14 protein-coding genes are annotated in these 14,847 nt (G+C 60.0%); 11 read left to right on the top strand and 3 right to left on the bottom strand.

Annotation, left to right across the window (positions count from 1 at the left end; all coding sequences use genetic code 11):
* The 3 genes from D8V06_RS12475 to argE all read left to right on the top strand — a co-directional run.
* A partial coding sequence (locus D8V06_RS12475) for an ATP-dependent helicase C-terminal domain-containing protein (RefSeq protein ID WP_277751296.1) occupies window positions 1–809 on the top strand: 809 nt, incomplete at its 5' end.
* Between the two features lie 120 nt (window positions 810–929).
* Window positions 930–1,607: a DUF1028 domain-containing protein gene (locus tag D8V06_RS12470; protein WP_056855735.1), complete on the top strand. Its 678-nt coding sequence runs from the start codon at window positions 930–932 to the stop codon at window positions 1,605–1,607.
* Window positions 1,600–2,769 carry an acetylornithine deacetylase gene (argE, locus tag D8V06_RS12465; RefSeq protein WP_130931047.1) on the top strand — a complete coding sequence of 390 codons (1,170 nt, stop codon included), beginning with the start codon at window positions 1,600–1,602 and terminating at the stop codon, window positions 2,767–2,769. The genes D8V06_RS12470 and argE overlap by 8 nt, the downstream gene beginning before the upstream one ends.
* Before the next feature lie 14 nt (window positions 2,770–2,783).
* On the opposite strand, the gene D8V06_RS12460 is transcribed toward argE, so the two are convergent.
* Complete coding sequence (locus D8V06_RS12460; protein ID WP_056855733.1) at window positions 2,784–3,704, bottom strand: LysR family transcriptional regulator; 921 nt, start codon at window positions 3,702–3,704, stop codon at window positions 2,784–2,786.
* A 229-nt stretch (window positions 3,705–3,933) separates the two neighbouring features.
* On the opposite strand from D8V06_RS12460, the gene D8V06_RS12455 reads away from it, so the two are divergent.
* From D8V06_RS12455 to D8V06_RS12430, 6 genes are all read left to right on the top strand, one after another.
* Window positions 3,934–5,424, top strand: a complete 1,491-nt coding sequence (locus tag D8V06_RS12455) for an aldehyde dehydrogenase (RefSeq protein ID WP_130931046.1) — start codon at window positions 3,934–3,936, stop codon at window positions 5,422–5,424.
* 214 nt (window positions 5,425–5,638) lie between these two features.
* Window positions 5,639–6,628, top strand: a complete 990-nt coding sequence (locus D8V06_RS12450; protein WP_347237902.1) for an ABC transporter substrate-binding protein — start codon at window positions 5,639–5,641, stop codon at window positions 6,626–6,628.
* 102 nt (window positions 6,629–6,730) lie between these two features.
* Window positions 6,731–8,176: an APC family permease gene (locus D8V06_RS12445; protein ID WP_130931045.1), complete on the top strand. Its 1,446-nt coding sequence runs from the start codon at window positions 6,731–6,733 to the stop codon at window positions 8,174–8,176.
* Between the two features lie 28 nt (window positions 8,177–8,204).
* Window positions 8,205–9,587, top strand: a complete 1,383-nt coding sequence (locus tag D8V06_RS12440) for an aspartate aminotransferase family protein (RefSeq protein WP_130931044.1) — start codon at window positions 8,205–8,207, stop codon at window positions 9,585–9,587.
* 252 nt (window positions 9,588–9,839) lie between these two features.
* Window positions 9,840–11,105, top strand: coding sequence for an NAD(P)/FAD-dependent oxidoreductase (locus D8V06_RS12435; protein WP_056855729.1), 1,266 nt, complete (start codon window positions 9,840–9,842; stop codon window positions 11,103–11,105).
* A 51-nt stretch (window positions 11,106–11,156) separates the two neighbouring features.
* Window positions 11,157–11,591 carry a RidA family protein gene (locus D8V06_RS12430; protein WP_056855728.1) on the top strand — a complete coding sequence of 145 codons (435 nt, stop codon included), beginning with the start codon at window positions 11,157–11,159 and terminating at the stop codon, window positions 11,589–11,591.
* Window positions 11,592–11,678: 87 nt separating this feature from the next.
* On the opposite strand, the gene D8V06_RS12425 is transcribed toward D8V06_RS12430, so the two are convergent.
* Entirely contained in the window at window positions 11,679–12,758 is a 1,080-nt protein-coding gene (locus D8V06_RS12425) for an endonuclease/exonuclease/phosphatase family protein (RefSeq protein ID WP_130905832.1), read from the bottom strand.
* A gap of 66 nt (window positions 12,759–12,824) precedes the next feature.
* Window positions 12,825–13,499 (bottom strand): YciC family protein, encoded by a 675-nt coding sequence (locus D8V06_RS12420; protein ID WP_056855894.1) that lies wholly within the window; start codon window positions 13,497–13,499, stop codon window positions 12,825–12,827.
* Between the two features lie 178 nt (window positions 13,500–13,677).
* Here D8V06_RS12420 and D8V06_RS12415 point away from each other — a divergent pair, with 178 nt between their 5' ends.
* Window positions 13,678–14,442 (top strand): DUF2076 domain-containing protein, encoded by a 765-nt coding sequence (locus D8V06_RS12415; protein ID WP_130931043.1) that lies wholly within the window; start codon window positions 13,678–13,680, stop codon window positions 14,440–14,442.
* A gap of 131 nt (window positions 14,443–14,573) precedes the next feature.
* Window positions 14,574–14,847: NYN domain-containing protein (locus D8V06_RS12410; RefSeq protein WP_130931042.1), on the top strand; the 274-nt coding region annotated here is incomplete at its 3' end.

Below are 14,847 nucleotides of genomic sequence, written 5' to 3'. Positions count from 1 at the left end.
AGGAGCGGATTTATCTGGCGGCGGATTTTGATCCGGCGCTGTTCGATTCGGTGCTGGCGGAGCAGGTACGTTGCGTCGATCAACTGGATTGGGATGAGCGCGAAGGTGTGCTGCGCGCCGAGCGCCAGCGCAAAGTCGGTGAGCTGATCCTCAGCCGCGAACCGTTGACCGGTCTCGATGAAACGGCTCGCAGTCAGGCACTGGTCAATCTGGTGCGGCGCAAAGGCCTGGAGCTGTTGCCGTGGACGCCGGAGCTGCGTCAGTGGCAAGCGCGGGTGGCGTTATTGCGCCAACTGGATCTGGCCGGCAAGGGCGACAGCGAATGGCCGGATGTCAGCGACGCGGCGTTACTCAAAAGCCTCGAACACTGGTTGATGCCGTATCTGGGCAAGGTCTCGCGGCTCAGTCACTTCGCCAATCTCGACCTGTCGAGCATTGTCCACAACCTGTTGCCATGGCCGCTGCCGCAACGACTTGATGAATTGGCACCGCATCACTTGAGCGTGCCGTCGGGCTCATCGATTCGTCTGGATTACAGCGAACAGCCGCCGATTCTCGCGGTGCGTTTGCAGGAGCTGTTCGGCCTGGCCGAAACCCCGCGCGTTGCCGGTGGTCGGCAAGTGGTCAAGCTGCACTTGCTGTCGCCGGCGCGGCGGCCGGTGCAGGTGACCCAGGATCTGGCGAACTTCTGGCGCAGTACCTATGCCGAAGTGAAGAAGGATTTGAAGGGCCGCTACCCGAAACACTATTGGCCGGACGATCCCTTGGTGGCCGAGGCCACGGCACGGATCAAACCGCGCAAGAGCTGAGCTAATCGTGGGCCAGACCAGTTTTTTCCTAGCCCAAAGCCACAAAAAACCTGCTTTCTCCCTTTCCAGTGCATGAACAGAATGCAATGGCGCGTGCATTGGAATTTTAAGGAGTGAGTCATGACGTTTTCGATTATCGGACGCTGCCCGGAAACCGGGCAGCTCGGTATTGCCATCAGCTCTTCAAGCATTGCGGTCGGTGCACGTTGCCCCTGGGCGCGGGCGGGGGTCGGTGCGGTCTCGACGCAGAACATTACGTTGCCGGCTCTTGGGCCGCAGATCCTCGACCTGCTGGAGCATCAGCATCTGCAACCTGACGCGGCGCTGGACAAGGCGCTGACGTCCAACGGCTGGAGCCAGTACCGTCAAGTCACGGTGATCGATGCGTCGGGCAGGATTGCGCTGTTCAGCGGCAAGGAATCGCTGGGTGTGCATAACGCGGTGAAGGGCGAGCAGTGCGTCGCGGCGGGCAATCTGCTCAGCGACGTGCGAGTCATCGAAGCCATGGTCGGGGCATTCGAGGCCGAACCGGGCCAGTTGGCGGACCGTTTGCTGGCGGCCATGCACGCGGCCATGGCGGCCGGTGGCGAGGCCGGACCGGTGCATTCCGCCGCGCTGAAAGTGGTGGGTGACCATACGTGGCCGATCATCGACTTGCGGGTCGACTGGGCCGAGGAAGATCCCATCGGTCAGCTTGACGGTCTCTGGCAGGCTTATCGACCGCAAATGCAGGATTACCTGACGCGCGCACTCAACCCGACGACGGCACCGAGCTACGGAGTGCCCGGGGATGAGTGAGGCGTCCAGTCGCGACGTGTTGGAACGTCTGATTGGCTTCGCCACTGTCAGCCGCGATTCCAACCTCGAATTGATTCGTTTCATCGAGGCGTACCTGTCCGGGCACGGCGTTCAGAGCGAACTCTTCTTCAATGAAGAACGGACCAAGGCGAATCTGTTCGCGACCATCGGCCCGCTCACGTCCGGTGGCGTAGTGCTTTCCGGTCACACCGATGTGGTACCGGTAGACGGGCAGGCGTGGACGGTCGATCCGTTCCATCTGACGGAAAAGGATGGACGCCTGTACGGCCGTGGCACGGCGGACATGAAAGGGTTCATCGCCTCGGTCCTTGCGGCGGTGCCGACCTTCGTCCAGCGTACGCTTCTGAAGCCGGTGCACCTGGCGTTTTCCTATGATGAAGAAATCGGCTGCCTGGGTGTCAGGCCGATGCTCGCCGAGCTGGAGAAGCGGCCATTCAAGCCCTGCCTCTGCCTGATCGGCGAACCGACAGAACTCAAGCCTGTGCTCGGTCACAAGGGCAAACTGGCGATGCGTTGCGAAGTGCGCGGTGCAGCGTGCCATTCGGCGTATGCGCCTTATGGGGTCAACGCGATCGAGTACGCCGCGCAGCTTATTGGTCGGCTGGGCGTGATCGGTGAACAGCTCGCGCATCCCGACAACCACGATCAGCGTTTTGATCCGCCGTTTTCGACGGTGCAGACGGGAGTGATCAAAGGTGGCCGCGCGCTCAACATCGTTCCCGCCGAATGTGAGTTCGATTTCGAGGTCAGGGCGCTGCCGGACTTCGATGCACAGGGTGTGGCGGACCAGCTGCACGCGTTCGCCCAGGAACAACTGTTGCCGAAGATGCGTGCGGTGCAAGCGGACACCGACATCCGCTTGCGCCCGCTGAGCGCCTATCCCGGGTTGGCGACACCGCCCGAGAGTGAAGCGGCGCGGCTGCTGGCGCTGTTGAGCAATTCTTCAGCGTTTGGCACGGTCGCGTTTGGCACCGAGGGCGGGTTGTTTGATCAGGCTGGCATTCCCACGGTGGTTTGCGGACCTGGCAGCATGGATCAGGGGCACAAGCCTGACGAATTCATCGCACTGGAGCAGTTGAACGGTTGCGATGCGATGTTGGTTCGGTTGGCTGATTACCTGTGTGGCGACATCTCACTGTAGGAACCGGCTCGTTCCTACAGGGGGGCTGCGACTTTCTGGCTCAGTTGTTCGCGGCAAAAATCCACGAACAACTGTGCAGGCTTGGTCAGTTGGCTGCGTTTCAAATGGGCCGACGCCAGGCCGGACAGGGTGACCGGTTCCTTGATGTTGACCGATATCACCTTCTTGCCATCGTAGGTGCACTCCGAGTGCGGGCGGGTGACCAGGATCGAGAAGCCGAATCCCTGGCCGACCATGCCCCGCACCATCTCGATAGAGGGTGAGCTGAAGACGATGTTGGGTGTCAGTTCCAGTTCGTGGAACAGGCTGACGAAGTAGGTCCGGCTCGGCTGCACATCGAGAAGAATCATCGGCTCGCTGCACAGGTCGCGCAGCGACACTTCTTTCTGGTCGGCAAAACGGTGGCCTTCAGGCAGCAGCACGTAGGGCTTTTGTGGCGGCATCAGTGGCGTGGTCTGGATGGTGCCGTCCAGATCGTGATCGTAGAGGAAGGCCACGTCGAACGTGCCGGCGGTCAAGCCTTGCACCAGCTCTTGTTGCTCGCCGTCGCGAATGCGGATGTCCACGCCCGGGTAAAGCTTGCGAAAGCCGGCGATCAATTGCGGCAGGTACAGCGGGGCTACCGTCTCGAAGCAGCCGATGTCGATTTGTCCCGACACCGTATCGTTATCGGCCAGCGCATTCTGTTCAAACTCCCTGGCCATCCGCAAAAGCTCTTGCGCCTTGTGATAGAAGCGCGTGCCGGTGGGGGTCAGGGACACACCCTGGGCGTGGTGGCGGATGAATAACTGTACGTTGAACGACTCTTCCAGGCTTTTGATCGCCGTGGACACCGAGGGCTGCGCGATGTACAGCTGCCGCGAGGCTTCAGCGACGCTGCCGGCTTCTACCGTTGTGACGAAATACTTGAGTTGCCGCAATGTATAGGAAGCCACACGCACCTCGTTTTGCTTTGTTTTGCGGTGAAGGCCCGGATGACCGTCGCACGGATTGTGGACTGAACCTTACCCTATGAGCGTTCCAGGCTGGGCAAGCGCTTGCCAAGTTTTTTCTTATACCCCGAGCACATTTTTAATAATTTTCCTCTTCGCACGGTTGCCGCACTATCTCTACAACCTCTGATAACAACCCCGACCACCCTGGCGGTCGTAAAGGGAGCGTAGCGTGTTCGACCTCGACTATTGGCAGCAACGAGCTGCCCGGCAAACCTTCTCTGACAAAGCCTTGATCGATGGCCGGCAGGTCGCTGCGTCTTCAGGCGCAACTTTCGATTCGATCAACCCGGCGACCCGTCAGTTGCTTGCCCGTGTCGCCGCGTGTGGCGAAGTGGAAGTGGAACTTGCCGTGCGCAGTGCGCGTCGCGCGTTCAACGAAGGCCCGTGGGCGCGGATGGCACCGGTCGAGCGCAAGCGCGTGATGTTGCGTCTGTCCGAGCTGGTGCTGGCCCATCGCGAAGAGCTTGCCTTGCTCGACTCGCTGAACATGGGCAAACCGGTGATGGATGCCTACAACATCGACGTCCCGGGCGCGGCCCATGTGTTTGCCTGGTACGGCGAGTCGCTGGACAAACTCTACGATCAGGTCGCGCCGACCGCGTCATCGGCGCTGGCGACCATCACCCGCGAAGCGCTGGGTGTGGTCGCCGCCGTGGTGCCTTGGAACTTCCCGCTCGACATGGCCGCGTGGAAACTGGCACCGGCCCTGGCGGCCGGCAATAGCGTGGTGCTCAAACCCGCGGAGCAATCGCCGTTCTCGGCGTTGCGTCTGGCCGAGCTGGCGCTGGAAGCCGGTTTGCCGCCGGGCGTGCTGAATGTGCTGCCGGGGCTCGGCGAGTCCGCCGGCAAGGCCTTGGGCCTGCATCCGGATGTCGATTGCCTGGTGTTCACCGGCTCGACTCAGGTGGGCAAATACTTCATGCAGTACGCGGCGCAATCGAACCTCAAGCAGGTCTGGCTCGAATGCGGCGGCAAGAGCCCGAGCCTGGTGTTCGACGATTGCCGTGATCTCGATCTGGCGGCGGAGAAGGCGGCATTCGGCATCTTCTTCAATCAGGGCGAGGTGTGTTCAGCCAATTCGCGGCTGTATGTGCAGAACACGGTCAAGGATGAATTTATCGAGCGTCTTCTGGAAAAAGCCAAAGCCTGGATGCCTGGCGATCCATTGAATCCTGCCAGTGCTGCTGGCGCCATTGTCGATTCGGCCCAGGCGTCGCGGGTGATGAATTTTATCGAGCGCGCCCACGAAGACGGCGCCCGATTGCTCACCGGCGGGCGTCGCTTGAATTTCAACGGTTCCGACAACTTTATCGAGCCGACCATTTTTGCCGATGTCGATCATCAATCGCACCTGTCGCGTGAAGAGGTGTTCGGGCCGGTACTGGCGATCTCTACGTTCGACACGGAAGAGCAAGCGGTGCGGTTGGCCAACGACAGCATCTACGGGCTGGCTGCCTCGGTATGGAGCGATGACCTGAACCGCGCGCACCGCGTTGCACGGGCGTTGAAGGCCGGCACTGTTTCGGTGAACACCGTGGATGCCCTCGATGTCAGCGTGCCGTTCGGTGGCGGCAAGCAATCGGGGTTTGGCCGGGATCTGTCGTTGCATTCGTTCGATAAGTACACCCAGTTGAAAACCACCTGGTTTCAATTGCGTTAAACATCTACTGAACAATTACCGCACGCTGATTGTGTGCGGCTTGAAGAATAAAAAGATGTCACCGCACGGAGAGTCTTCCGTGTACTTGCGGCTGCGTGGCCGTGACTGCCTCAGTAACTAACCACAATTAAAAAGTGAGGGAGCTTTCATGTTCAGATATTCGTCTTCGAGCGTTAAATCAGCGGCTGCTTTAACCGCGCTTCTGGGATTTACGGTGCCGCTTGTTGCGCACGCCGAAAGTCTCACGGTTATTTCATTCGGCGGTGCCACCAAAGCGGCGCAGGAGGGTGCTTACTTCAAACCCTTTGAACAAACGGGTGCCGGGAAAGTAGTGGTCGGCGAGTACAGCGGCGAACTTTCCAAAGTCAAAGCCATGGTCGATGTCGGCCAGGTCAGTTGGGACGTGGTCGAAGTCGAAAGCCCTGAACTCTTGCGTGGATGTGAAGAGGGATTGTTCGAGCGGCTGGACCCGGCGCTGATCGGCGATGCAAAAAACTATTTGCCGGGCGCGGTCAGCGAATGCGGCGTGGCGAGTTACGTGTGGTCGATGGTGCTTGCCTACAACTCGAACAAGGTGGCGGCGGCACCGACGTCCTGGGCGGACATGTGGAACCTGCAGCAATTTCCTGGCAAGCGCGGCCTGCGCAAGGGCGCCAAGTACACGCTGGAAGTGGCGCTGCTCGCCGATGGGGTCCAACAGGATGACCTGTACAAAGTGCTGGGGACCAAGGAAGGCGTGGACCGGGCGTTTCACAAGCTCGACCAGATCAAGCCGTCGATCCAGTGGTGGGAAGCCGGAGCGCAACCGCCGCAATGGCTGGCAGCGGGTGACGTGGTGATGTCGGCGGCCTATAACGGGCGGATTGCCGTGGCGCAGAAGGAAGGTTCGAAGCTGGCGATCTCCTGGAACGGCCACCTCTACGATCCTGATCACTGGGCGATTGTTCGCGGCAGCCCGAACAAGTCGCTGGCCGAACGCTTCATCGTGTTTGCCAGCCAGGCGAGCGGCCAGAAATCTTTCTCCAGCCAGATCCCCTACGGCCCGATCCGCAAGGATGTGCTGGCGCAGCTGCCGGCCGACACACTTGCCCAATTGCCCACCGCTCAAGCCAACCTGTCTGAAGGCCAACTGGTCGATGCCACGTTCTGGGTCGATCACGGCGAAGAACTCGAGGAACGCTTCAACGCCTGGGCGGCCCGCTAAGCCATCGCTGTCGCTTGTCGCCATTCAAGGATGAGTGGCGATGTTTATCCCTGCCTTCCGCGCGGAGGCGATCAACAACAAGAAAACACGGGGAGTTTTGTCATGAGTTCAAGTTCAACCGCGTCCGTCCAGGCGCAGTCTGGCGGTTTGCGCCGGGTTCTGGGGCTGGGTTCATTACTTGCCGTTGCGGTGGGCGTCGTAGTATCGCAGGGCGTCATGGTGCTGATGCTGCAAGGTGCGGGCATCGCCGGTTTCGGTTTCATCATTCCGCTGGCCATCGCTTATGTGTTGGCAATCACCTATGCCTGGTCGTTCTCCGAACTGGCCTTGATGATCCCGCGGGCGGGCAGCCTCAGCAGTTACACCGAAGTGGCGATCGGGCATTTCCCGGCCATTCTCGCGACCTTCTCGGGGTACATGGTGGTGGCGATGTTTGCGCTGTCGGCCGAACTGCTGTTGCTGGACCTGGTGATCAGCAAGGTCTATCCGGATGTCATTCCACACATGGTAGTGGCCTACGGCGTGCTGGGGCTGTTCACCGTTTTGAATCTGTTCGGCATCGATGTCTTCGCCAAGCTGCAGAACGTGCTGGCGCTGGTGATGGTGGTGATCCTCGTTGCCATGGGCCTGGCTTCTCTGAGTAACGGCCAGGCCAGTTTGCAGCTGCCGCTCGATCAGGGTTGGAACCCGTTGGAGTTCGGTGCAATTACCCTGGCGGCGATGGCGGTATGGGGTTTTGTCGGGGCCGAATTCGTCTGCCCGCTGGTGGAAGAAACCCGCAATCCCGAGCGCAATATTCCACGTTCGATGACCATTGGTTTGACGGTGATCTTCGGCGTGATCGCGTTGTATTGCTTTGGCGCTTTGCTGTGCATTCCACGCGAGCAACTGGCCAGTGACGCACTGCCGCATTACCTGGTGGCGACCACTGTGTTCGGTGAAGCCGGCAAGCTGTTTCTGGTCATCGCCGCCATCACTGCGACTTGCAGCACCGTGAATTCTTCGCTGGCAGCGTTGCCGCGCATGCTCTACGGCATGGCGCAAAACGGCCAGGCTTTCCCGCAGTTCAAGATGCTCACGGCACGTGGCCGAACGCCTTGGGTGGCGGTGTTGTTCGTTGCCGCGATCACCGGCCTGCCGATCCTCATTCTGGGGCACGACGCGGCTGCGATCAGCTTGTTGCTGTTGGCTGCCGCGCTCGCCTGGCTGCTGGCGTACATCATCGTGCACATCGATGTGATCGCCTTGCGCCGGCGCTATCCCCATCTGGCGCGTCCATTTCGCTCACCGTTTTATCCATGGCCGCAAGTGGTTGGCATCCTCGGCATGTTGTTTGCGATCTACCACGTGTCGCCAACACCGGAAATGACCGCCAGCATTTTTGCTTGCGCTGGCGTGGTACTGGGCGTGATATCGGTGATCGCCGTGGTGTGGGTCAAGTTCGTGATGCGCAAACCGCTGTTTACGCCCGAACCCCTGATCCAAAACGAATCGCAGGACAACGGTGTGCCTGCCGTGGCACCGCTGACTACCGTGTCCGGGAACTGAACCTTTATTCAATTCAGGAGAATAAAAAATGACAACCGATTACAAACCACAGCGTGAAACCAAGGACTACCAAGCGGCCGATGCCGCCCACCACATTCATGCCTTCCTCGATCAGAAGGCGTTGAACGAAGAGGGGCCGCGCGTGATCGTCGGTGGCGAGCGGTTACACCTGTGGGACAACGACGGCAATCGTTACCTTGATGGCATGTCCGGTTTGTGGTGCACCAATCTCGGCTACGGTCGCAAGGATCTGGCCGCGGCAGCGACTCGGCAATTGGAGCAGTTGCCGTACTACAACATGTTCTTCCACACCACTCACCCGGCGGTGGTCGAGCTGTCCGAGCTGCTGTTCAGCCTGTTGCCCAAGCACTACAGCCACGCGATCTACACCAACTCCGGCTCTGAAGCCAATGAGGTGTTGATCCGTACCGTGCGCCGTTACTGGCAGGTACTCGGCAAGCCGCAGAAGAAGATCATGATTGGCCGCTGGAACGGTTACCACGGCTCTACCCTGGCCGCCAGCGCGATGGGCGGCATGAAGTTCATGCACGAAATGGGCGGGGTGATTCCGGATGTCGCGCACATCGATGAACCTTACTGGTTTGCGCACGAAGGTGACCTGATGCCTGCCGAATTCGGCCTGCGCGCGGCCCGGCAACTGGAAACCAAGATTCTCGAACTGGGCGCGGAAAACGTCGCTGCGTTTATCGCCGAACCGTTCCAGGGCGCGGGCGGCATGATCTTCCCGCCAGAGAGCTACTGGCCGGAAATCCAGCGAATCTGTCGCAAGTACGATGTGCTGCTGTGTGCTGACGAAGTGATCGGTGGTTTCGGTCGTACCGGTGAATGGTTCGCCCACCAACACTTTGATTTCGAGCCGGACACCCTGTCGATCGCCAAGGGCCTGACCTCGGGTTACATCCCCATGGGTGGCTTGATTCTGAGTCGGCGCATGGCTGAAGTGCTGGTCGAGCAGGGCGGCGTATTTGCCCACGGCCTGACTTATTCCGGTCACCCGGTAGCGGCCGCCGTGGCAATTGCCAACCTCACGGCGTTGCGCGATGAGGGCGTCGTCAGCCAAGTGAAAAGCGACACCGGTCCGTATCTGCAGCAGTGTCTGCGTGAGGTGTTCGGCAATCATCCGCTGGTGGGTGAAATCCAGGGTGTCGGCCTGGTCGCCGCGTTGCAGTTTGCCGAGGACAAGGCGACTCGCAAACGCTTCGCCAACGAAGGCGATATCGCCTGGCGTTGCCGCACGATCGGCTTTGAGGAAGGCCTGATTATTCGCTCGACGCTGGGCCGCATGATCATGGCCCCGGCATTGATCGCAACGCGCGCTGAAATCGACGAACTGGTTGCCAAGACCAAGATAGCGGTTGATAGAACTGCCAAAGAAATTGGTGTGCTCTAAATAAATACCGGCTCGCCTCCATTAACTGTGGGGGCGAGCAGGCTCGCTCCCACAGTTAATGCATTTATCAATGTAGTTGTTAGTTAGTTTTTTCATGGGCAACAACGACAAAAATCATAATTTCGCTATTGGCATTCGCTAAGCACAATAAAACTACCCCGCCAGCAAAGTTATCGACGCGGAATTAATTATTAAAACAGCTGAACGGTCGCGACTTGTCGCGCCTTAGTTGCCTCTCTGAAGGACGCAAGCATGAATGATAAAAAGATAGAAATAGATACGCTTGTTGTCGGTGCCGGCCAGGCTGGCGTCGCCATGAGCGAGCACCTGAGCAAACTCGGTGTGCCGCACCTCGTCCTGGAGCGTAACCGCATCGCTGAAGCGTGGCGCACCGGGCGTTGGGATTCGCTGGTGGCTAACGGCCCGGTTTGGCATGACCGCTTCCCCGGCCTGGCTTTTGAAGATCTGGAGCCCGACGCCTTCGCTTCAAAGGATCGCGTGGCCGCGTACTTCGAAGCCTATGCCGAGAAATTCGAAGCGCCGATTCGTACTGGCGTCGAAGTGAAAAAAGTGGTGCGCAACAGTGACCGTCCAGGCTTCACCATCGAAACCTCCGAAGGCGTGATCCAGGCCAATCGCGTGGTGGCGGCGACCGGTCCTTTCCAGCGGCCGGTCATCCCGCCGATTGCGCCGAAAGACAGCACGGTCACGCAGATTCACTCGGCCGAGTATTTCAACCCACAGCAGCTATCCGAGGGCGGTGTGCTGGTGGTCGGTGCAGGCTCTTCCGGTGTGCAGATTGCCGATGAGCTGCAGCGCGCCGGTAAACAGGTCTATCTGTCGGTCGGCCAGCATGATCGTCCGCCTCGCAGCTATCGCAACCGTGATTTTTGCTGGTGGTTGGGGGTTCTGGGGTTGTGGGATCTTGAAACCATGGAGCCGGGTCGCGAGCACGTGACCATCGCGGTGAGCGGTGCGCGGGGTGGCCACACCGTCGATTTCCGCGGTCTAGCCAAACAAGGCGTCACGCTGGTGGGGCTGACCCGATCGTTCAACGACGGCGTGGTGACGTTCCAGCCGGATCTGGCGCGCAACATCGCTGCGGGCGACGAGAATTACCTGTCGCTGCTGGACGCGGCGGATGCCTACATTGCCCGCAACGGACTCGACCTTCCGGAAGAACCCGAAGCCCGCTTCATGCTGCCCGACCCGGAGTGCGTCACTCGCCCGATTCTCGAACTCGATCTGGCCGAGGCGGGCATTACCTCGATCATCTGGGCAACCGGCTACGCCGTCGATTACAGCTGGCTGCAGGTCGACACGTTCGACGAGAAGGGCAAGCCACGGCATCAGCGCGGTGTCTCGAACGAGCCGGGTGTCTACTTTGTCGGCCTGCCATGGCTGTCGCGTCGCGGTTCGAGCTTTATCTGGGGAGTCTGGCACGACGCCAAGCATGTCGCCGGGCACATTGCCACGCAGCGCCAGTACCTCGAATACCGCGACCCTTCACAGCGGTGACAGTCGACCGCGGGAATGACCCTTTTCAATCACGTTTCAGGGACTCAGTTGATGCCTACTCACACGCGAATTCGCATGTTCAATACCAAAGACACCTATCCCAACCAGTCACTGGACAATGATCTTTGCCAGGCTGTGCGCGCGGGCAACACGGTGTATGTGCGCGGCCAGATCGGCACTGATTTCGAGGGCAACCTGGTAGGCCTTGGCGACCCGGCCGCCCAGGCCGAACAGGCGATGAAAAACGTCAAGCAGCTGCTGGAAGAGGCGGGGAGTGATCTGTCGCACATCGTCAAAACCACCACCTACATCATTGACCCGCGTTACCGCGAACCGGTGTATCAAGTGGTGGGCAAGTGGCTGAAAGGCGTGTTCCCGATCTCGACCGGGTTGGTGATTTCCGGGCTTGGTCAACCGCAGTGGCTGATGGAAATCGACGTGATCGCGGTCATCCCGGACGACTGGCAGGCAACGCAAACCCTGTAGGCGCCGAGCTTGCTCGCGAAGGCGGTGTGTCGGTCACCTCTCTCTTGAATGTGCCGGCGTCATCGCGAGCAAGCTTTGCTCACAGGATCATGGTGTCGCCGGCAGCAGGAACCGCGCAATCACCGGCAAGTGGTCGGAGATGCGCAACGTGTCGTCCTGCCTCACCGTTGCCTCGACACGTTTGATGCGCGGGCTGTAGAACAGGTAGTCGACGGTGCGATCCGGGCCGCTCAGGCTCGGATCGTTCGGGTAATGGGTCAGCCAGCGCGCACGATCGATGCCGCTGGCTTCGTTGTTGTTGGGGATCATCGGGTATTTGTCCCACAACACGTGCAGGGCGCTGTCGGCGGAGTAGGGCGAGCGTTGTTCGGCGGGCAGGCGCTGGTATTGCCCCAACGGCAACAGATTGAAGTCGCCGCCGATCAGCCATGGCGTCCCGCGGCTTTCGAGTTTATCGAGGGCTTTGGCCACGGCCGATACCTGCGCCAGCAGCGTTTCGTCGGGTTGCGTGGCGCGTTCCAGATGAGTATTGAGCAGCGCCAATTGACTGCCGTCGCTCAAAGGCAGATAAGCCACCAGCAAGGCGTTTTTTGGCTGGAACTGGCGACTGATCAGGTTGGCCGACGCGACCGGCAATTGCAGGCGCTGGGCATGGTCGATCTGGTAGCGGCTCAAGGTTGCCAGTTGCCGGCCAACGCTGCCGAAGATGTGTGGATCAGGAACAAACTCAGCCTTCCAGTCGAATGCGCTGGTACTGCACGGGTACAGATCGGCGAGCCGTTCCTGCAGCAGTTTGAGCTGGTGCTGGTAATCGCTGGCCTTGGCCCCGTCATCGAGTTCCTGCAACAGCACCACGTCCGGTTGCTCGTCACGAATCACCCGCGCCACTTCATCGAGGCTGAAGGCCATGTCTTGGGGCGTGGGATTCTCATCGGTGCCGTCGGCCAGGTCATTCCAGAACACGTACCGCTTGCCCGCCAGGTACTGAACGTTCCAGGTCATCACCTTCAGCGCCTGGCCGGGAACCAGAGTCGGTGCCCCGGTGCTGCAGCTGACTGGCAGCACTTCGCGGGCTTCGGGGCGCCAGGTCAGGCTATACACCATCACACCGGTCAGGCCGATGACGATCAACAATCCCAGCAAGGTGTAGCGCAGCAGTCGGGTCATGGCTCGGCTTATAGCGTTACGGAAGTTGACCCCGAGCATACCCGAGTGACGGGCGGTCGCCCAAGGTCAGAGTGGCCCGTCGATTTTTTTCGGCTCTTCGCCGATCAGCATGAACAGACGGAACAGCACCACGCTGGTGAACAGTTGCAGGAAGCTGTGGGCACTGTCGATCAGCAGCGAGATCACCGGGTTTTGAGGCTCTGGATACGCCGCCAGCGTCGCGCCCTTGAGCAGCCACAATGGCCCCATCACGCACAGGATGCACACCAGGATGCGCAGGAAATGACCACGGGTCAGGCGCAGGCTTTCCTTCATCGCTTGCAGTGGTGCCAGGCCGCGCAGCACCAGCAGGTACTCGCCGAACGCCAGGGTGACCATCAACCAGATGCCCGGCAGGAAATACAGCGACAGGCCCAGCAGAATCAGCAGCGTGTTGAGTGCCGTCAGCAGGGCGAAACGCGGCCACAGATAAGCAGATCTCGACAGCAGTTCGCGGTTGCTTGGCGATTCGCCACGGCTGCGGGCATCGAGGAACAGAATGAGCGCGGCGGTGTACAGCGGGTAAACCAGCAGGCCGACGATCACGCTGATGCCGGGGAAGCTGTCCGGCTCGGTGGAGCGGTCGACGACTTGTTGCAACAGCGCCTCGATAATCACCAGCGGCAGGCACAGCTGCACAATCTGGCCCAGATTGCGCTTGAAGAAATACAGGGAGTCTCGCAGTACATCTAACGGATTCATCAGTCGGTATCGCAGGTTGAAAGCAGTGGCCCACTTTAACCGATCAAGCCCTTGGGGACGCAAACGTAAACGTTCGGTAAAGGGCATTGAAACATCTTGTTTCAGCCTCCATTAAGGTCGAGTGCCTTATCTTCAGTGGAGAAGGGCAACGATTTCCCCGGCAATCTACGAGGTCGCCATGAACAGCGAAGAACAAACCCTGATCGATGGACTGTTTTCCCGGCTGCAACAGGCCGAAACGGACTCAGCCCCGCGCGACGCCCAGGCCGAGGCGCGGATCAAGGAACACCTGACGCGCCAACCGGCGGCAGGTTATTTCATGACCCAGGCGATTCTGGTGCAAGAGGCGGCCATCAAAAGCCTCGACGAGCAGAACAAACAGCTGAGTGCGCAAGTCCAGACATTGCAGGCCGAGCTGCAACAGGCCAAGGCGCAGACGACTGCACCGGCGCCGAGCAGCGGTGGATTTCTGTCGAGCATCTTTGGTGGCGGACACCGTGATCCTCAGCCTGTGCCCGCGCAACATCCGCCGGTGTCGAGTGGGGGCGGCTGGCGCGAGCCGGCGCGTCCTTCCTTCAACTCGCAACCGCCACAGCAAGGCTTTCCACAGCAGGGCTATGCACCGCAGCAACAAGCGCCCGCAGCGGCCGGCGGCAGTTTTCTCGGTGGCGCGCTGAAAACCGCGGCCGGTGTCGCCGGTGGTGTAATGCTGGCGCAAGGCATCAGCAGCCTGTTCCAGCATAACCAGCAACCGCAGGAAATCGTCGAAGTCATCAAGGAAGAACCGGCCCAGGTCAACGACCAGGGCAACAACGGCTGGGGCGACGACCAGCGCATGGCCGGCAACGATTCCTACGACAACGACCAGGGCGGTTTCAGCGACGCTGACTACAGCGATGACAGTTCATCTTTGTTCGGCGGCGACGACGACTCCTTCGTCTGATAAATCTGTGGCGAGGGAGCAAGCTCCCTCGCCACATAGCCGATTATTCGCGGAACCTTCCTTTTGGCTGGCATACTGGGCAACTTTTCGGGCCTGGTGCCTGATCCTGTCTGCGCCCAAGGGGATGTGCGGTGAAAAAGATCGCTGTGTTCGCCGATGTCCAGAACCTCTACTACACCGTGCGTCAGGCCTATGGTTGTCACTTCAACTACGCCGCGCTGTGGGCTGATGTCAGCAAACAGGGCGAGATTGTCGAAGCCTATGCCTACGCCATCGACCGTGGCGACAGCAAACAGCAGCAGTTCCAGCAGATCCTGCGCAACCTCGGTTTTACCGTGAAGCTCAAGCCTTACATCCAGCGCAGCGACGGCTCGGCCAAAGGTGACTGGGACGTGGGCATCACCC

Origin of the sequence: Pseudomonas sp. Sample_24 (assembly GCF_004307605.1) — a bacterium.
GTDB lineage: Bacteria > Pseudomonadota > Gammaproteobacteria > Pseudomonadales > Pseudomonadaceae > Aquipseudomonas.
This window is presented reverse-complemented; position numbering and strand designations above follow the sequence as displayed.

What these genes read in the sequence shown, in the direction of transcription:
- D8V06_RS12470 (WP_056855735.1), top strand. Translation starts at nt 930, where the DNA reads ATGACGTTTTCGATTATCGGACGCTGCCCGGAAACCGGGCAGCTCGGT.
- argE (WP_130931047.1), top strand. Translation starts at nt 1,600, where the DNA reads ATGAGTGAGGCGTCCAGTCGCGACGTGTTGGAACGTCTGATTGGCTTC.
- D8V06_RS12445 (WP_130931045.1), top strand. Translation starts at nt 6,731, where the DNA reads ATGAGTTCAAGTTCAACCGCGTCCGTCCAGGCGCAGTCTGGCGGTTTG.
- D8V06_RS12440 (WP_130931044.1), top strand. Translation starts at nt 8,205, where the DNA reads ATGACAACCGATTACAAACCACAGCGTGAAACCAAGGACTACCAAGCG.
- D8V06_RS12435 (WP_056855729.1), top strand. Translation starts at nt 9,840, where the DNA reads ATGAATGATAAAAAGATAGAAATAGATACGCTTGTTGTCGGTGCCGGC.
- D8V06_RS12430 (WP_056855728.1), top strand. Translation starts at nt 11,157, where the DNA reads ATGCCTACTCACACGCGAATTCGCATGTTCAATACCAAAGACACCTAT.
- D8V06_RS12425 (WP_130905832.1), bottom strand. Translation starts at nt 12,758, where the DNA reads ATGACCCGACTGCTGCGCTACACCTTGCTGGGATTGTTGATCGTCATC.
- D8V06_RS12420 (WP_056855894.1), bottom strand. Translation starts at nt 13,499, where the DNA reads ATGAATCCGTTAGATGTACTGCGAGACTCCCTGTATTTCTTCAAGCGC.
- D8V06_RS12415 (WP_130931043.1), top strand. Translation starts at nt 13,678, where the DNA reads ATGAACAGCGAAGAACAAACCCTGATCGATGGACTGTTTTCCCGGCTG.